At 69.5% G+C, this 17,985-nt stretch carries 16 protein-coding genes; 4 read left to right on the top strand and 12 right to left on the bottom strand.

Going from position 1 to position 17,985, the window contains the following annotated elements:
* Window positions 1-72 precede the first annotated feature (72 nt).
* The 4 genes from AB0J58_RS15955 to AB0J58_RS15940 all read left to right on the top strand — a co-directional run bounded on the left by AB0J58_RS15955 (window position 73) and on the right by AB0J58_RS15940 (window position 6,932).
* Window positions 73-1,224: a betaine/proline/choline family ABC transporter ATP-binding protein gene (locus AB0J58_RS15955; RefSeq protein WP_364215888.1), complete on the top strand. Its 1,152-nt coding sequence runs from the start codon at window positions 73-75 to the stop codon at window positions 1,222-1,224.
* Window positions 1,221-3,218 (top strand): ABC transporter permease subunit, encoded by a 1,998-nt coding sequence (locus AB0J58_RS15950; protein WP_364215740.1) that lies wholly within the window; start codon window positions 1,221-1,223, stop codon window positions 3,216-3,218. The genes AB0J58_RS15955 and AB0J58_RS15950 overlap by 4 nt, the downstream gene beginning before the upstream one ends.
* 61 nt (window positions 3,219-3,279) lie before the next feature.
* The gene (locus tag AB0J58_RS15945; protein ID WP_364215737.1) at window positions 3,280-4,278 is read left to right on the top strand and encodes an ABC transporter substrate-binding protein; all 999 of its coding nucleotides are present in this window, start codon (window positions 3,280-3,282) and stop codon (window positions 4,276-4,278) included.
* Between the two features lie 227 nt (window positions 4,279-4,505).
* The gene (locus AB0J58_RS15940) at window positions 4,506-6,932 is read left to right on the top strand and encodes an FAD-dependent oxidoreductase (RefSeq protein ID WP_364215734.1); all 2,427 of its coding nucleotides are present in this window, start codon (window positions 4,506-4,508) and stop codon (window positions 6,930-6,932) included.
* Window positions 6,933-7,026: 94 nt separating this feature from the next.
* On the opposite strand, the gene AB0J58_RS15935 is transcribed toward AB0J58_RS15940, so the two are convergent.
* The 12 genes from AB0J58_RS15935 to AB0J58_RS15880 form a co-directional block, all read right to left on the bottom strand.
* Window positions 7,027-7,470 (bottom strand): calmodulin-binding protein, encoded by a 444-nt coding sequence (locus AB0J58_RS15935; protein ID WP_364215731.1) that lies wholly within the window; start codon window positions 7,468-7,470, stop codon window positions 7,027-7,029.
* Between the two features lie 183 nt (window positions 7,471-7,653).
* Window positions 7,654-8,457, bottom strand: coding sequence for an SDR family oxidoreductase (locus AB0J58_RS15930; RefSeq protein WP_364215728.1), 804 nt, complete (start codon window positions 8,455-8,457; stop codon window positions 7,654-7,656).
* A 24-nt stretch (window positions 8,458-8,481) separates the two neighbouring features.
* Window positions 8,482-9,426 (bottom strand): carbohydrate ABC transporter permease, encoded by a 945-nt coding sequence (locus tag AB0J58_RS15925; RefSeq protein WP_364215725.1) that lies wholly within the window; start codon window positions 9,424-9,426, stop codon window positions 8,482-8,484.
* The gene (locus AB0J58_RS15920) at window positions 9,410-10,288 is read right to left on the bottom strand and encodes a sugar ABC transporter permease (RefSeq protein WP_364215723.1); all 879 of its coding nucleotides are present in this window, start codon (window positions 10,286-10,288) and stop codon (window positions 9,410-9,412) included. Before AB0J58_RS15920 ends, AB0J58_RS15925 begins: the two co-directional genes overlap by 17 nt.
* 77 nt (window positions 10,289-10,365) lie before the next feature.
* Window positions 10,366-11,724, bottom strand: coding sequence for an extracellular solute-binding protein (locus AB0J58_RS15915; RefSeq protein ID WP_364215720.1), 1,359 nt, complete (start codon window positions 11,722-11,724; stop codon window positions 10,366-10,368).
* A 66-nt stretch (window positions 11,725-11,790) separates the two neighbouring features.
* On the bottom strand, window positions 11,791-12,780 hold the full coding sequence (locus tag AB0J58_RS15910; RefSeq protein WP_364215717.1) for a dihydrodipicolinate synthase family protein: 990 nt from the start codon (window positions 12,778-12,780) through the stop codon (window positions 11,791-11,793).
* 118 nt (window positions 12,781-12,898) lie between these two features.
* A complete protein-coding gene (locus tag AB0J58_RS15905; RefSeq protein WP_364215715.1) occupies window positions 12,899-13,642 on the bottom strand; it encodes an amidohydrolase family protein in 744 nt (247 codons plus the stop codon).
* Window positions 13,632-14,519 (bottom strand): amidohydrolase family protein, encoded by an 888-nt coding sequence (locus AB0J58_RS15900; RefSeq protein WP_364215712.1) that lies wholly within the window; start codon window positions 14,517-14,519, stop codon window positions 13,632-13,634. The genes AB0J58_RS15905 and AB0J58_RS15900 overlap by 11 nt, the downstream gene beginning before the upstream one ends.
* Entirely contained in the window at window positions 14,516-15,622 is a 1,107-nt protein-coding gene (locus AB0J58_RS15895; protein WP_364215709.1) for an enolase C-terminal domain-like protein, read from the bottom strand. The genes AB0J58_RS15900 and AB0J58_RS15895 overlap by 4 nt, the downstream gene beginning before the upstream one ends.
* On the bottom strand, window positions 15,619-16,377 hold the full coding sequence (locus tag AB0J58_RS15890; protein WP_364215706.1) for an amidohydrolase family protein: 759 nt from the start codon (window positions 16,375-16,377) through the stop codon (window positions 15,619-15,621). Before AB0J58_RS15890 ends, AB0J58_RS15895 begins: the two co-directional genes overlap by 4 nt.
* Entirely contained in the window at window positions 16,374-17,108 is a 735-nt protein-coding gene (locus AB0J58_RS15885) for a creatininase family protein (protein ID WP_364215703.1), read from the bottom strand. Before AB0J58_RS15885 ends, AB0J58_RS15890 begins: the two co-directional genes overlap by 4 nt.
* Window positions 17,109-17,155: 47 nt before the next feature.
* A complete protein-coding gene (locus AB0J58_RS15880) occupies window positions 17,156-17,977 on the bottom strand; it encodes an IclR family transcriptional regulator (RefSeq protein WP_364215700.1) in 822 nt (273 codons plus the stop codon).
* Window positions 17,978-17,985: the final 8 nt, after the last annotated feature.

The following is a 17,985-nucleotide window of genomic DNA, read 5'->3' as shown; positions in this document are numbered from 1 at the left end:
TTCGTGTCAGATCTCCACTTCGACGGCGACCGGAGAGATCTCGTCGCGGAGAATCAGCGGGCCGTCCTCGACGTGCGTGGTCTCTGGAAGGTCTTCGGCCCGCGTGCCGACCGGGTCGTCGGAACCCCGCTGGCGGAGCTCTCGCGAAGTGAGCTGAGGGCCAGGACGGGCTGCGTGACCGCGATCCGCGACGTCTCCTTCACCGTGCGGCCCCAGGAGGTCTTCGTCGTCATGGGCCTGTCCGGCTCGGGCAAGTCCACCCTCGTACGCTGCCTGACCCGGCTCGTCGAGCCGACGGCGGGAGAGGTGCTGTTCGACGGCGAGGACATCCGCAAGGCCGACGGCCGGCGGCTGCGCGAGCTGCGCCGCCACCGCTTCGCGATGGTGTTCCAGAACTTCGGGCTGCTGCCGCACCGGCGGGTCCTGGACAACGTGGCCTACGGGCTGGAGATCCGCGGGACGCGCAAGGAGGCCCGCTACGAGCGGGCCAGACAGATGGTCGAGCTCGTCGGGCTCTCCGGCTCCGAGGACTCCTACCCCGACCAGCTCTCCGGCGGCATGCAGCAGCGCGTCGGACTGGCCAGGGCGCTCGCGGTGGATCCCGACGTGCTCTTCTTCGACGAGCCGTTCTCCGCGCTCGACCCGCTGATCAGGCGGGACATGCAGAACGAGGTCATCCGGCTGCACCGCGAGGTGGGCAAGACGATGATCTTCATCACACACGACCTGAGCGAGGCGCTCAAGCTCGGCGACCGCATCCTGATCATGCGCGACGGCGAGCTCGTCCAGCTGGGCACGCCTGAGGAGGTCGTCGGGGCACCGGTGGACGGCTACGTGCGCGAGTTCGTCAGGGACGTGCCCCGCTCGCACGTGCTCACCACTCGCTGGATCATGCGTCCGCCCCGCTCCGACGAGCCGCTGGACGGGCCGGAGATCGGGCCGGACGTCGTGGTACGCGACGCCGTGCACACGGTGCTGCGCGCGACGAGCCCGGTCAGGGTGGTCGACGGCGGCGGGCCGCTGGGCGTCGTCACCGCCGAGGAACTCCTCGGCGTCCTCGCCGAGCAGTCCCCGGCGGAGGTCTCCGTGACGCGCACCGAACCACCGGAGGAGAGGGCCCCCGGGGAACTCACCGGGAGGACTTCCGGTGAGTTCCCCGAGCCGCTCCCGGAGGAGGGCACGGGCGAGTCCGCCGAGCCGGCCAGGGCAGGGGAACAGGGGTGACGGCCACCCCGGCCACCCCGGCCGGTGGCCTGCGGCGCCTGCCCACCTGGCCCCGCCGCTACCTGCTGACCGCCGTCGTCGCGGCGTGGGTGCTCATCTGGGTGTTCGTCCAGGGCCGTGACACCTTCCAGCTCGGCGGCGCGGAGCTGACGCCGCTGCACCTGCGGATCAACGAGGCGAGCGAGGTCATCGACAACAGCAGGAACGACAACCCGTTCTTCCTGTACTTCGTCAACTACGTCCGGCTCTTCCTCGACGAGGCCGTCACGTTCGTCCAGGCGCTGATCAGCAGGCCGTCCTTCGGGCGGCCGCTGCCGGTCATCGGCTGGCTGGGCGTGGTCACCGTCGCCACGGCGGCCGCGCTGCTCTGGGGCAACCTCAGGGTCGCGGTGCTGACCGCGGCCGGTTTCGCCTCCTTCGGCCTGCTGGGCCTGTGGGAGGAGAGCATGGACACCCTCGCCCTCACCCTGGCCGCGGTCGTGATCTCGCTGCTGATCGGCATCCCGCTCGGCGTCTGGGCCGGGGTGAACGACCGGTTCAACCGCCTGGTCACCCCGGTGCTCGACTTCATGCAGACGATGCCGACGTTCGTCTACCTCGCGCCGCTCACCCTGTTCTTCCTCATCGGCCCGGCGAGCGCCACCGTGGCGACGGTCGTCTACGCCGCACCGCCCGCGATCCGCATCACCGCGCACGGCATCCGCGAGGTGCGCCCCGCGACCCTGGAGGCCGGCACCTCGCTGGGCTCGACCGCCTGGCAGCTGCTGGGCAAGGTACGGCTCCCGCTGGCCAAGCGGACCATCATCGTCGGCGTCAACCAGACCATCATGGCCGCGCTCTGCATGGTCACCATCGCCGCGCTGATCGACGCCCCGGGACTGGGCAAGACGGTCATCAAGGCGCTGGAGACCCTCGACGTCGGCAGCGCCTTCAACGCGGGCCTGGCCATCGTCATCATGGCCATCGTCCTCGACCGGGTCACCTCCGCCGCCGGCAGGCGTGTCGAGATCCGCTACCGGGCCGGCCGCCCGCGGAGGCCCGGCCGCCGCCGTGCCGGGATCGGCGCCGTCCTGGCGGGCACCGGCGTGCTGGTCTACCTCTCCCACACCTACGTGTGGGCCGCGGAGTTCCCGAGCGAGGCGAACCTGGGGCCGTACGTCCGCCGGGGCGTCGACGCGGCGACCCTGTGGGTGCAGGACAACCTGGCGGCCTACACCGGCGCGTTCAAGAACGCCGTCTCCTACGGTCTGCTCAACCCGTTCGAGGCCCTGCTCACCGGCTCGCCGTGGTGGCTGATCGCCGCGGTGGTGGTCGCGTTCGCCGCCGTCCTGGCGAACGTCAGGGTCGTGCTCGTCACCGCGGCCTGCCTCGCCCTGCTCGTGCTGCTCGGCCTGTGGCAGGACAGCATGGTGACGCTGGCCTCGACGCTGGTGGCCACGGTCCTGGTGATGGTCCTCGGCGTGGCGTTCGGCGTCTGGATGGGGCGCAGCGACCGTGTCGACCAACTGGTGCGGCCCGCCCTGGACGCCGGGCAGACCATGCCGCCGTTCGTCTACCTGGTGCCGATCCTCGGCCTGTTCGGCGCGACCCGGGTCACCGCGATCACCGCCGCGGTCGTCTACGCCGCGCCGGTCGCGATCAAGCTCGTCGCGGACGGCATCCGCGGCGTCTCCCCGAGCGCGGTGGAGGCCGCCACGGCCGCGGGCTCGAACACCTGGCAGCTCATCACCAAGGTGCAGCTGCCGATGGCGCGCAGCGCGGTGACCCTCGCGGCCGGTCAGGGACTCATCTACGTGCTGGCCATGGTCGTCGTCGGCGGTCTGGTCGGCGCGGGCGCGCTCGGCTACGACGTGGTGGCGGGCTTCTCCCAGCTGCAGTTGCGGGGCAAGGGGCTCGCGGCGGGCGTGGCGATCGTCGTACTCGGGATCATGCTGGAGCGCATCACCAGGACGGCGGCGCGGCGGGCGGACGCCGAGGCACACGGCGCCCGCTGAGCAGGACAGACGGAAATCCCGGACGGCCGCCGTCGGCGGCCTCATGTACAGGAGGACTTTGGTGACAGTTTCCAGGACCGGGCGGCCACGGACGTTGGCGTTCCTGCTCGCCACCGGCCTCCTCGTCTCCGCGTGCGGCGGGGCGAAGGTCGGCGAGAGCAGCGACGGCACAGCCGCGTCCGCCACCTCGGGCGCGGACGGCAAGAAGCCCTGCGGCGCGGTCAACATCGCCATCAACCCGTGGGTCGGGTACGAGGCGACCGCGGCGGTCATCGCCCAGGTGGCTGAGAAGGAACTCGGCTGCGCGGTCACGAAGAAGGACCTCAAGGAGGAGGTCGCCTGGCAGGGGTTCGCCACCGGCCAGGTCGACGCCATCGTGGAGAACTGGGCGCACGACGACCTGAAGAAGAAGTACATCGAGGAACAGAAGGTCGCCGTCGCGGCGGGTTCGACGGGTAACAAGGGAGTCATCGGCTGGTACGTGCCGCCGTGGATGGCCGAGAAGTACCCCGACATCACCGACTGGAAGAACCTCAACAAGTACGCCGAGCTGTTCAAGACCTCGGAGTCGGGCGACAAGGGGCAGTTGCTCGACGGCGACCCGTCCTTCGTGACCAATGACGCGGCCCTGGTGAAGAACCTGAAACTGGACTACAAGGTCGTCTACGCGGGCAGCGAGGCGGCGCTGATCACCGAGTTCAGGAAGGCGGAGAAGGAGAAGAAGGCGCTGCTCGGCTACTTCTACGAGCCGCAGTGGTTCCTGGCGGAGGTCAAGCTCGTCAAGGTGAACCTGCCCGAGTACACCGAGGGCTGCGACGCCGATGCCGAGAAGGTGGCCTGCGACTACCCGCTCTACGACCTCGACAAGATCGTGAGCAGGAAGTTCGCCGACTCCGGCAGCCCGGCCTACGAGCTGGTCAAGAACTTCTCCTGGACGAACGAGGACCAGAACCTGGTGGCCAAGTACATCTCCGAGGACAAGATGACGGCCGAGGAGGCCGCGGAGAAGTGGGTCGGTGACAACCCCGACAAGGTGAAGGCCTGGCTCCCCACCGGCTGAGCGGGCGACGGTCCCGGCGGACTGTGACACACCTCGGGCGCGGCGTCATACGGAGCGGTGCGGATCGGGCGCGGCGCGGACGGCGACAGCGCCCGCGGCGTGCTCCGATGCCGTGCCCGGACCCTTCAGCGGCGGGTACGGCCCGTTCTTGACAGTGCCACCCGCAAAGGGAGAATCTGTTGCGGGAAGCGCACCGCGTTCCGGACTGTGCAACGACGGAGGTGTGTATGGCGGGCCAACGCGTTGTCATCATCGGAGCCGGTGTCGTCGGGGCGGCCCTGGCCGACGAACTCTCGGCGAGGGGCTGGGACGACATCACGGTCGTCGACCAGGGTGCCGTGCCCGCCACCGGCGGATCGTCCTCCCACGCGCCAGGGCTGGTGTTCCAGACCAACCCGTCCAAGACCATGACCGAACTGGCCCGCTACACGGTCGAAAAGCTCGTCGCGCTCGACTGCTTCCTCCAGGTGGGCGGCCTGGAGGTGGCCACCACGCCCGAGAGGCTCGCCGAACTGCACCGCCGCCACGGCTGGGCCACCGCCTGGGGGCTCGAGGCGCGCCTGCTCACCCCCGAGGAGTGCGTGGAGCACCACTCCCTGCTCGACAAGGCCAGGGTCCTCGGCGGGCTGTTCGTCCCGACCGACGGCCTGGCCGGAGCCGTACGCGCCGTCGAGGTCCAGCTGGAGCGAGCACGGGAGCGGGGCGTACGCGTGCTGGACCGGCACGAGGTGCGAGACATCCGGGTCGAGGACGACCGGGTGGCGGCCGTCGTCACCGACCGGGGCGAGCTCCCCGCCGACCTCGTGGTCTGCTGCGCCGGTATCTGGGGCCCCAAGGTCGCGGGCATGGTCGGCATGGCGCTGCCGCTGACCCCCCTGGCCCACCAGCTCGCCTGGACCGGCCCCGTCCCCGCGCTCGGCGGGCAGAGCGCGGAGGCCGTCCGGCCGATCCTGCGTCACCAGGACGCCGACCTGTACTACCGGGAGCGGTTCGAGCGGCTCGGCATCGGCTACTACGGCCACCGCCCGATGCCGATCACCCCGGAGGAGATCCTCCCGGTCGCCGATGCCGAGGTCATGCCCTCGGTGCTGCCGTTCACCGGCGACGACTTCGCCCCCGCCTGGGCCGAGACGCGGGCGCTGCTGCCCGCCACCGAGCAGGCGACGCTCGAAGAGGGCGTCAACGGCCTGTTCTCCTTCACCACCGACAACATGCCGCTGCTCGGCGAGTCACCTGAGGTGCGGGGCTTCTGGGTGGCCGAGGCCGTGTGGGTCACCCACTCGGCGGGGGTGGGCCGGGCCATGGCCGAATGGCTGGCCGACGGCCACTGTTCCTCCTTCGACCTGCACGAGTGCGACGTCAACCGGTTCGAGGTCCACCAGCTGGCCCCCGAGTACGTGCGCACCCGCGACTGCCAGAACTTCGTCGAGGTCTACGACATCATCCACCCGCTCCAGCCGGCCGAGAACCTGCGCCCGTTGCGCACCAGCCCCTTCCACACCCGCCAGCGCGAGCTGGGCGCGTACTTCCTGGAGGCCGCCGGCTGGGAGCGCCCCCAGTGGTACGAGGCCAACGCGCCACTGCTCGAAGGCCGCGACATCCCCCGGCCGAACGACTGGGCCGCCCGTTACTGGTCACCGATCGTCGGTGCCGAGGCTCAGGCCTCACGCGAGGCCGTCGCGCTCTACGACATGAGCGCGCTCAAGCGGATCGAGGTCGCGGGCCGGGGAGCCGCCGCCTTCCTCCAGCGGATCTCCACCGGCGACGTCGACAAGTCCGTCGGCTCCGTCACCTACTGCCTGCTGCTCGACCACGACGGCGGTATCCGCAGCGACATCACCGTGGCCAGGCTGGGCCGCGACCTGTTCCAGGTCGGCGCCAACGGCAACCTCGACCTCGACTGGCTCCACCGTCACCTACCCGCCGACGGATCGGTCACCGTCACCGACGTCACGCCGGGCACCTGCTGCGTCGGCGTCTGGGGTCCGCGGGCCCGTGACGTCGTTGCCCCGCTGGCCGGTCCCGGTTTCGGCCCCGGCGGCTTCCGCTACTTCCGCGGCGCGCGCGCCCACGTCGGCACCGTGCCCGTCACCGCGCTGCGGCTCTCCTACATCGGGGAGCTGGGCTGGGAGCTCTACACGACCGCCGACATGGGCGCCAAGCTGTGGGACACCCTCGCCGAGGCCGGCCAGGCCCACGGGATCATCGCCGGGGGCCGGGGCGCCTTCAACAGCCTGCGGCTGGAGAAGGGCTATCGCTCCTTCGGCACCGACATGACCTACGAGCACGATCCCTACGAGGCCGGCCTCGGCTTCGCCGTGCGCAAGGCCGACAGGGGCGACTTCATCGGCCGCGCGGCCCTGGCCGAGCGTGGCGCGGCGACCCGGCGCAGGCTGACCTGCCTCACCGTCGACGATCCCGCCGCCGTCGTCATGGGCAAGGAGCCGGTGTACGACGGCGAATCCTGCGTCGGATACGTCACCAGCGCCGGATACGGCTACACGATAGGCAGGGGCATCGCCTACGCCTGGCTGCCCGCCGAGCTGTCCGTGCCGGGGCGAGAGCTGCACATCGGCTACTTCGACCGGCGGGTGCGTGCCGTCGTCGCCGAGGAGCCGCTCTACGACCCGGCGATGGAGCGGCTGCGCGGCTAGGCCGGTACGCGAGGAGGCGGGCCACTGTCCGTCGTGGGCGTGGCCCTCGCGCCTCTCCCCGGAGCGATGATCACCCCCGGCAGTGCGGACGCCGTTACGGCGCGGGGACCTCCTTCACCAGCTTCGAGCTCCAGGGACACCAGAGATTTCCGGGCAGGAACGCGCCGCCCGCCTCGTCGAGGTGTTCCTCGACGTATGTCATCGTGGCGTCGCACACCTCGATGGCCACGTCGAAGAAGCCCAGCGTGGCCGGGTCGAAGTGGTAGCTCCAGCCGGGGTTGAACGGGGCGGGACGCTTGGTGATCCGGCCCAGCAGGTGGGGCTTCTCCTTGTCCGCGCCGCTCACCAGGTCCCTGGCGTGTTCGATGTCCGCCGCTTTTTCGATCTTCACGATGAACGACCCCCTGCTGATGTCGGTCATCTCGAAGTAGGCCGGCGGGTCGGCGGCGACCTGCTCGGCCTGGGCGGGCTGTATCCCCGCGAGGGCGAGCATCGCGACCGCCGCGCAACTGCCGATCTTGGTGAATACGCGTCGCATGGAGCATCCTCCTGTGTCGGTTGTGCCGTTGCCACAATCATTGGTTGCGCAGTGTATTGGATCGATGGCATATAGTCACAGACCGTTCTCGGTGCGCCCCCCTCGACCTGAGGTGATCGCCCGCTGCACTGGCTCAGACGTAACCGCTGACCCGCAGTGACGCGGCACGTGCGGAAAGCGGGGTCAATCGGCGTCGACGACGGCCGCGCCGATGTCCACGGCCATGGCGCGGCTTCCGGCCAGGAGACCACCGTCCACGGGCAGGTCGATCCCGTTGATCCACGATGCGCGGTCGCCTGCCAGGAACGCGACGGCCTCGGCGACGTCGTCCACGGTGCCGACCCGTCCCATCGGGTACCACGAGGCAGCCTTGTCCAGGGCGTGCGGATCGGTCGCGAGCCGCTCCTCCCAGATCGGGGTGGCGATCGTGCCTGGCGACACCGAGTTGACGCGCACGCCGTACGGTCCGTACTGGGCGGCCAGGCCGCGGGTGAGGTTGAGCAGCCCGGCCTTGGCCGCGCTGTAGGTGTCGTTGCCGAAGTAGCGGTGGCCGTTGACCGATGCCACGTTGACCACGGCTCCCCGCCGGGCCTCGCGCATGCCGGGCAGGACCGCCTGGCACAGGCGGATCGCCCCGCCGAGGACGACGTCCACGTCGACCGACCAGACCGGTTCGGGCACGGACTCGAACTCGAGGTTGCTGCAGACGGCGGCGTTGTTGACCAGGACGTCCAGCGGGCCGTGGCGCGAGGTGATCGAGCCGATCGCCGAGCGGACGGACTTCTCCGAGCGCACGTCGAGGTGGACCGCCTCGGCGCCCCCGATGATGGCCGCGGTCGCGCGCGCCGCGTCCAGGTCGACGTCGGTGACGATCACCGTGGCGCCGCCGGTGTGCAGGACCCGTGCGATCGCCGCCCCGATCCCCCCGGCGGCGCCGGTGATCAGCGCGCGGCGCGGTGACGTCGTGTCCCGAGGACCAGATGACATGGATCTCCCTTTCTCCGCTGTGGCTCAGCCCTTGAGCGCGCCGGCCGTCAGCCCCTTGGTGATCTGCTTCTGCAGTACGGCGAATCCCAACAGTACGGGGGTGACCGTGATCATCATCCCGGCGAACAGCGTGGCCCAGTTGGTGCCGTAGTCGGCGGCCTGGCCCAGCTGGAACAGCCCGAGCGGCAGGGGCATCTTCTCCGGCGAGTGGATCAGCAGCAAGGCGTAGAAGAACTCGTTCCAGTTCTGCAGGAAGCTGATGATGGCGACCGACGCCAGTCCGGGCCCCATGAGGGGGAGGATCACCGAGATGAACGTGCGGGCCGGGCCTGCCCCGTCCATCGCCGCTGCCTCCTCCAGGTCGTACGGCAGGGTCTTCATGAAGCCGACCAGGACGAAGACGTTGAACGGCAGGTTGTAGGTGGCGTAGACGAGAACGAGCCCGAGCCGGCTGTCGAGGAGGCCGAGATCCTGCATGATCAGGTAGAGCGGCGCGAAGGTGACCATCCATGGGATCATCAGCCCGAGCAGGAACGTGCTGAGCACCACGCCGCTGAACCTGAAGGTGATCCGGGCCAGGGGATAGGCGGCGAACACGGCCAGCACGACGCCGATCGCGGTGGAGGCGACGCTGATGACCACGCTGTTGCCGAAGAACAGGCCGATGTTGGCCTGGTTCCAGGCGTTGACGTAGTTGTCCCAGCGCCAGGCGTCGGCGATCTGCCAGGGGGGTGAGGAGATGAACTCGCGGTTGGTCTTCATCGACACGTTGAAGACCCAGGCGTAGGCACTGATCGAGGACAGCGCGACCCCGCCGAGCAGCAGGTAGAAGAAGAGGTGGTGTGGGCGGAAAGGGGCGCGGGGCCGGGGCGGGCCACTCCTGCGCCTTGGGGCGGGGACGGGCGGGTGGGGCGTGACCGCGGGGCCGGCCGGGGTGGGGCGCTCGGTCAGGTCAGTACTGGAGGTCATCGCGCTTCATCACCTTGTTGAGGAGCTTGGCCACCGTCAGCATGACCACCACGAGTACGACGCCGATGGCCGCGGCATAGCCGAAGTCGGCCTGGTCGAAGGCGACGCGGTACATCAGGGTGCCGACGGTGTCGGTCGAGCCGAAGGGACCGCCTCCGGTCATGATGTAGACGAAGGCGAACGTCTGCAGGCTCTGAACCACCCACAAGATGGCGAGCATGCGCATGAGGTCGAGCATCATCGGCAGCATGATGCTCCAGAACACCCGCCACTCGCCCGCCCCGTCGATGCGCGCGGCCTGCAGGACGTCGGTGGGCAGCCGTTCGAAGCCGGCACACAGCAGGACGATCCAGATGCCGATGCCGTGCCACACGGACACGAACGTCACGGCGGCCAGCGCGGTGGAGGGGTCGCCGAGCCAGATCTTGGCCAGGGCGCCCAGTCCCATGGACTCCAGGGTGGGGTTGATCAGGCCGAGGGTGGGGTGATAGAGGAACTTCCACATCAGCGAGACGACGGCGACCGACAGGACCACCGGGGCGAACACCACGAACCTGAAGAAGCGTTCGCCGTGGATTCGCTGCGACAGGGCCCAGGCGATCGCCATGGCGGGCGGGAACAGCATGCCACTGCCGATGAGGGTGAGCAGGAACGTGTTCTTGAGCGAGTTGAAGAAGGCGGGATCACCTGTCAGCAGGCGATACTGGTCGATCCCGACGAATCGCATCGTCCCCGTGCGGGAGAACTCGTTCAGCGACAGGTCCACCGTTTTGATCAACGGGTAGAGGAAGAAGATCCCCAGTAGCGCGAGCGCGGGTATCAGGAAGGGGATGATGATGCGTCGCTGGGCCGCCTTGAGCATGTGACCTCCGGGGTTCACATCCGCCGCGGGCTCCGCCACGGGAGCGGAGCCCGGAAGGCGGGTTCGGTTGACGGGTTTCAGTTGCCGTGGACCCGGCGCAGTCCCCTGTCGAGGTTGTCGAGAGCCTGCTGGGCGTCCTGCTTGCCGAAGAGCAGCTTGGCGATCTCGGGATAGACGATGTCCTTGGCCTTGGACTCCATCAGGCCGTAGTAGCTCGCCTGGAGCCGGTCGGCCTTGGCCACGACGTCGGAGATGCCCGGCAGGCCGGGAGGGCTCGCCACCCCCTTGACCCCGGAGACCTCGCCGATCTCGTTGGCCCTGCGGGTCTGGGTCTCCACGCTGGTGACCCGGCGGATCCACTCCAGTGAGAGCGGGATGTTCTCGCTCTTCGCGGATACCGACATCAGTTGGGCGGCGGCGAGCATGCTCGCCTGGTCGCCGGTCCCGCCGGCCACGGTCGGGAACTGCAGGACGCCCAGTTCGAAGTCCTTGGGGATCACGTCGGCCATCTCGCTGACGAGCCAGCTGCCCATGAGGATCATGCCGGCCTTGCCCTGGAAGAACTGGGCCTGGGCGGCGGTGAAGTCGGTGCCCTCGAACCCCTTGAGGAAGCCCTTCCTGTCACGTAGGTCCTGGAGCATCTGCAGTCCCTTGAGGAATCCCGGATCGTCGGTGATGTTCCCCTTGCCCTCGGTGAGGATGTCGTGGGCCTTGTCATAGCCGACGGTGCGCAGCCAGATGTTGTCGCTCCACATGCCCATATAGGGCTCGAACAGGCCGGTGACCGCGATCGGGTCCACGCCTGCGGCCTTGAGCCCGTCGGCGGCCTTGGTCAGGTCGTCCCAGGTGGCGGGCGGGGTGATGTTGTGCTTTTTGAAGAGTCCCGCGTTGTAGAACAGCACCTGCAGGGACAGCTCGGAGGGGACGCCGTAGATCTTCTTGGTCGCCGGGTGCTCCATGAACTGCATGACCGCCGGGCTGAACTGGTCCAGCCAGGGCTTGCCGGTGCTCGTGTCGACCTGGTCCAGGTAGGGCTTGAGGTCGAGCAGGGCGCCGCTGTCGGCCCACTCCAGCAGCGCCGGGTTGGTGCCGTCGAACATCGTGTAGTCGACGTCCAGCCCGTCGCCCGCGCGCCACCTCTGCTCCAGGGCCGGGCGCGCCTTGGTGTTGGCGAAGGTCGGCTTCAGATCGGCGCCGGCGTGGTCCTTCTCGATCCCGGCGGCGATGTCCTCCATGAACTTCAGGGAGGGGGTGCCGACGGCGGGGAGCACGCCGACCTCGATCGGCCCGCCCTTGATGTCCTGCTGCCAGCTCTTGGCGTCGGGCGCCTTCGCGGTGGCCTGGTTCGTGCCGTCTCCACCGCCTCCGCCGCACGCGGTCAGAGCCAGGCAGGGAACGACGACCAAACCAGCCAGCAACTTGTGTGCAATTTTCACCGCGAGACCTCCATTCTTAGTGATATCGGGTTTTGTGTCCGCATTTCCAGGCTTTTGTCCCATTGATCAGTCCCGTCTGGACAGATCGGGCAGTAGATCCGCGAACTCCTGGAGGAACACCTCGATCCGGCGGAGTTCCTCGGCGTCGAGCACGTGGGCGGGCCTGCGGCAATGGGCGCTGTCGATGAGGCCCCGGCGGAACGAGATCTGCTTCTCGGCGGCGATGATGAGCTCGGTGTCGAGCATCCAGTACGAGATGTACGGCAGCAGCCGCCGGTGCAGGTCCTCGCCCCCCGCCTCGTCGCCCGAGGTGAGCCGGCGCCAGATCTCGACGTAGATCTCGGTGAAGGAGCATCCGGGCTGGCTGCCCACCGCACCGCGCCGCCAGGCGTCTGGGAGTTGCACTCCGGCGTAGCCCTCAAGCGAGGTCACCGGCGGGTCGAGGGCGGCCAGTTCGCCGATGAGCCGTCCGGGCGGGTTGGACTCCACCTTGACCAGTCGGAGGTTCGGGTGGGTGCGCACCAGGTCGGCGATGGTGGCCGCGTCCAGGCTGCTCCCCGTCTCGTTCGGGGCGTACTGCAGTACCACCGGGGTCGGGGCGACCGCCGCCAGGACCGCCGTCACATGCTCGATCTGGGAGCGGCGCGAGGGGCTGAGAAAGTGCGGCGCCAGCAGGTTGATCAGGTCCGCCCCGGCGGCCACGACCTCGCGGGCCCGGGTGACGGCCATCCGGGTGGTGTGGTCCTGCACCGCGACGATCGCGGCGAGGTCCTCCCGGTGGGCAGTCCGCCGCAGGAGGATTCCGGTCAGCTCGCGGCGCTCGTCCTCGGTGAGTTTGTAGTACTCCGAGGCGAACCCGGGGAACATCACGCTCGTCACGCCTGTGCCGAGGACGTGGTCGACGACCCGGCCGAATCCCTCGAAGTCGACCTCTCCGGCGTCGGTGAACGGAACCGCGAGAACGGGCGAGATCCCCCGGACCAGGGTCGAGGCGTCAGTGAGGCCACCGCCGTCGAGAGGAGTCGCCACGGGTGAGGCACTCGTCTGGACGTTCATTCGCCCTCCTGTCTCAATGAAGCTCGATGTACGAAATACCGAAAATATTTTCTTAAATAGGAACGATAGACGTCCAAGTCCTCCCACGACAAGGGGTCATGGGAGGAAGGGGCGGATGTCAGCCGAGCGAAGGGCCCAGAAGGCGCATGATGGTGCCGCCGAGCACCTCGCGTCGCGCGTCGCCGTCGATCGGCCAGTCCAGCACCCGGCCCAGCTCGGAGCGCGGCACCGCGTAGGGGGCGTCGGTGGAGAAGACCAGCCGCGACGGGCCGATCTGCGGATCCCGGCCCAGCTCGGCCAGGACGGTGTCCCACGGCGCGTAGCTGGTGTCGCCGTAGAGGTTCGGCGCGTAGCGCAACGCCGGCGCCGCGTCGATCCAGAAATCGGTGGCACCGCTGCGGCCCATCACGAACGGCGTCTCCGGCCGGCGTCGGGCCAGGCTGGCCAGGGGCAGCGGCAACGCGCTCGGGGGAGTGCCGGTGCGAACGTAGACGAGCCAGTTCGCCTCGGCCGCGAAGTCCAGCAACGGGTCCAGGAGCCCGTCGAGAAGATCGAATCCCTGAAGCACGCTGTCCACGTTGAGAGCGCGGGCACCGGCGTCCCTGGCACGTTCCAGCTCCTCCACGGCCGCTCGCCCACGCCATGGATTGGCGACCGCGTACGGGATCAGCCGTCCCTTCGACGCCGCCGCGGCCGCGGCCACCCGCTCGTTGCCGGCCCGGTTGTCGTAGGCGATACAGCGTTCGTCCGGTGCCACCAGGGCCACGTCGATGCCCAGTGAGTCCATCGTCGCGATCAGCTGATCGACCTCCAGGCCGGCCTCACGTCCCTGCCCCAGCCGTACATGCGCGTCAATGATCAACGGGGTCTCCCACGGTCAGGCCGAGGGCGGAGAGCGCGTCGGCGTGGATGATCTGTTCGATGAGTTCGGCCGGCACGCGTGGCAGCGCGGTACCCTCCAGGATCCTGTTGACGCCGCGCAGCCCCGCCATCGCCTCGCCGGTGTTGGCGATCGGGTAGTCCGAGCCGAGCAGGAGCTTGTGCGTGCACCCCCACTCGACCGCGGCCAGCAGCGACTCGTAACAGACCCACGGCCGCAGATAGATCGAGGAGACGTCGGCGTAGACATGGGGGTGCTTGCGGATCGTCGCCACGGTCTCCTTACCCCAGGGGTGGCCCATGTGGGCCATGACGATGCGCAGCTCGGGAAAGCGCAGCGCGACCTCGTCGGTCACCAGAGGGTAGGTGTAGCGCAGCGGCGCCGCACGGATCGGTGACGCCCCCTGATGAAAGAGGATGGGCAGCGCGTTCTGCTCGCAGTAGGCGTAGAACGCCAGCGCGGGCTCCCCGAGTGGATCGAAGTTCTGGTAGTTCGGGCCGAGCTTGACGCCGACCAGTCCCATCTCACGACATCGCTCGGCCTCCTCCAGGCAGTCGGCGGACGTGGGGTCGACGGACATGAACCCGATGCGGCGGGCGGGATCGTTCGCCACGAACTCCGCGGTCGCGTCGTTGGTACGTTCCGGAGCATGCGGTATGCCGGTCGCGGCGGCCGGATCGGCCACCGCGATGTTGAACACGATCGCGATGTCCGCCGCGGACATGGCGCTGTCGAAGTCGGCCCAGCTGTTCGTGGTGACGACGGGACGGTCGGTGCGCCAGGAGGTGAAGACGCACGCCTCCTCGGCCGGCACCGCGTCACGATGGGTTGGAGTGTGGGCGTGAACATCGACGATCATTGGAATTTCCTCATCAGGTCCGCTCGTGGCCGGACTCCCAGTCCGGGTGAGTCTCCGAGCTTGACGCGGCGGCCGTCGCTGTCCAGTGGCTCGGCGAGGATGTCCTCGGTGTAGTAGTGCGCGCCGATGATGTCGGAGGGGAACTCCGGTGACAACGCCGGCAACGCGCAGGCGACGTGGAGCTGTGCGGCGGCGCCGATGCCCAGCTCGCCGTTGGAGCCCAGGAGCGTGTCGACCCCGAAGGACGAGGCGAGCCGCCCCATCTCCACGGCGCGGCCGGGCCCGCCGCTCTTGCCCACGTACAGGCTGACGCAGTCGGCGGCCTCGGCCCGTACGAGCGCGGCCAGGTCGGCCAGGCCGAAGACCGACTCGTCGGCGATCACCGGCAGGCCGAGGTTTCGTAGTTGCCGCATGCCGTCCAGATCGGCCGGTGCGACCGGTTGCTCGACGAACGAGACGCCCTGTTGGGCCAGCGCGGGGATCGCCCGGGCCGCCTGGCTGCGCGTCCACCCTCCGTTGGCGTCGGCCCCCAGGAAGGCCCCGGGACCGGCGAGCTCCCGGGCACGGGACACCCGGGCGACGTCACCGGCGACGCCGAGCCCGACCTTGACCTTGAACGCCTGGAATCCGGCCCCGGTCGCCGCCCGGAAGACCGAGTCCAGCGCCGTGGCGTCGCCGGACAGCGAGAGCTTGATCGGAACCTCGTCGCGGTACGGGCCGCCGAGCGCCACGGTGAGCGGGACGTCGAGAGTCCGGGCGAACGCGTCCCACAGCGCGATGGACACACCCGCCTTGGTGAATGGATTGCCCGCGAGCAGCCGGTCCATCAGGAGCTCCAGGCCGCCGACCGGTGCGAGCGGCCGGCCCACCAGGGCGGGGGCCAGGATCTCGCGGATGAAATGAGCGGAGCTGACGCCGTCCTCGCCGCTCCACAGCGGCGTCGCGCTGACCTCGCCGTACCCTTCGACGCCGGTGCTGGTCACCACGCGGACCAGTAGGAAGTCCGAACGGGCGTGGGTTCCCCTGGCGCCGGTGACGACCAGGTCCGGATGTACCTGGAGGCTGATCGCCGCGGTGTGGACCGCGGCGACGGTCGGTCTCACCGCCCCGCCAGCAGTGCGCGGGGGTTGTCGACCAGCATCGCCCGGCGCTGTGCGTCGGTGATTCCCCACCCGTCGATCTCGGCCACCCGGGCCACCGCGTAGTCCTGGCTCTTGCGGTCCGACAGCCCGGCGTCGGTGCCGAACAGGACCTTGTGGGAGGGCGCCCGGGAGAGGATCTCGCGCGCCGCGTAGGGCGGCGTGCCGCAGATACAGATGTAGAGGTTCGGGGTCTCGATGGTGAGGGCGAGCGACTCCCGCCAGGTGTCGTGCAGGCCGGCGTGCCCCAGGACGACCGGCAGGGAGGGGTGCCGCCGGGCCAGAGCCGCGATCTGACCGCCGGTGGAGTAGGGCGGTGTCCCGTCATGGCTGAGCAGGATGCCACCGCTCTGGGCGAGGACGTCACAGATCGGATCGAGCGCCGACTCGTGCATGCTGAAGCCCTGCAGCCACGGATGCAGCTTGAGACCGCGCAGCCCGAGCCCGTTGAGCATGCGGTCGACCTCTTCGGGGGCGTCCGCGCGGCGTGGGTGCACGGTCCCGAAGCCGGCGAGCCGGTACGGGTACTGCCCGACGAACGCGGCGAGGTCGTCATTGGTCTCGGGAGTGGCGTCGAAGAGGCCGTCGTGGCTGAGGACCACCGCCTGGTCGATGCCGGCCGAGTCCATGAAGGCGACGAACTCGTCCGCGCCGAACGTGACGCCGCCCAGCCAACTGGTGGTGCGCCAGGTGGGGGTGTGGGTGTGGAAGTCGATCACAGGACGCCCGCCAACTCGACCAGGCGGTCCGCCGCCCGGCCGACGAGGTCCTCCAACCGCCGTTTGCCCTCGTCGGCCTGAGCCAGTTCGGGCCGGTCGGTGAAGCCGTCGATCCGGCGCCACACGGACTCGGAGTGCAGGTCCACCCCCCGGACGGTCACGACCTCGGGCACCTGGGGCCGGGGGGCGCGCGGGCCGACCAGGTCGGGCCGGAGGGCCAGGATCATTGAGGTCTCGAACTCCCCGGCGTGTCCTGGCACCGGCGGCTCGCCTTCGGTGTCGGCGAGCCGCCAGTAGTCCAGGTGTGCGACGGACAGGTCGAACCGGGTCGAGCCCGCGGCGGCCGCGGCGTGGCAGACCCCGACGTTGCCGCCGTGCCCGTTGAGCAGGACCACCCGCCGCCCGCCCTGCGCCGCGATCGAGCGCAACAGGTCGCAGATCACGGCCAGCAGCGTCTCCGGTGACAGGGAGAGCGTCCCGCCGTAGGGCAGATGGTGATCCGAGGCACCCCAGGCGATCGCGGGGGTGACGATCAGCGGCCTGTCGCTACGGCCCGCCGCCGCCATCGTCGCGCCGTCGGCGACCGCGGCGGCGATGAGGGCGTCCGTCGAGGTCGGCAGGTGCGGCCCATGTTGTTCGGTCGCGCCGACCGGGATGACGACGACGGCTCCGGGCAGGTGCCGCCTTAGCTGGTCACGATCCGTTTCGGACCATCGCAGAGCTACCGACACATCAAACATCCTTCGATATATCGTATTTATTTCCGATACATCGAATCTTAGGAGCCGACGAGCTCGGATGGCAATGACCCGTTCCGACATCCGAGCCGCCGGGAGATCACGATGCCGAGATGGACGACGCCCGCCGCCGCGGCGTCACGCCGGCCGCCGACGAAGTCCCGGGCGAAACCGGTCACTCCGACGGCCCCGGTGATCCGGCCCTCGGCGTCGAAGAACGGCGCGGCCAGACAGGAGATCTCGGCTTGCTCCTCTTCCTCCTCGATGGCGTAGCCGTCGGCGCGCACCCTCTCCAGCAGTTCCATGAACGCCTTCGAGCTGGACTCCCGGGCCCGCGGTCCCTGTCCGGCCGCCAGTCGCGGCAGCAGGGTGGCGAGTTCGTCGGCGGGCAGGTGGGCCGCGATGGCCCGGCCCAGCGCGGTCAGGTCGAAGGGGGCGACCTTGCCCGGATAGGTGTCGAACTGGATGAAACCCGGGGTCGCGGCCTTGGCCACGTAGACCACCGACGCGCCGTCCAGGACCCCGATGTGGACGGGCATCCCCAGCTCCTCGGCGAGCGCGCGCATCTCGGCGGTCGCGATCTGCGACAGGTCGACCTTGCGCACCAGCTGGCTGGCCAGACTGTAGAGTCGCAGCGTGGGACGCCAGAAGTGACTGCGCCCGACCACCCGGCGGGTGGCGTACCCGCGGTGCTCCAGGGTGTAGACAATGCTCGCGCAGGTCGCCAGCGGGATGCGGGTCACCTTGGCCAGCGCCGTCAGCGTGAGGTCCTCGTCGGCCGTCACCAGCTGCTCAAGGACGGTCAGCGTGCGGTCCACACCCGGAGACGCCGGGCGCTCCGCCCCACTGCCACCATCAGACATCGATCGGT

It is taken from the genome of Streptosporangium sp. NPDC049644 (genome assembly GCF_040675205.1).
GTDB lineage: Bacteria > Actinomycetota > Actinomycetes > Streptosporangiales > Streptosporangiaceae > Streptosporangium > Streptosporangium fukuiense.
The sequence above is the reverse complement of the archived record's forward strand: the minus strand, read 5'-3'. Positions and strand labels throughout refer to the sequence as shown.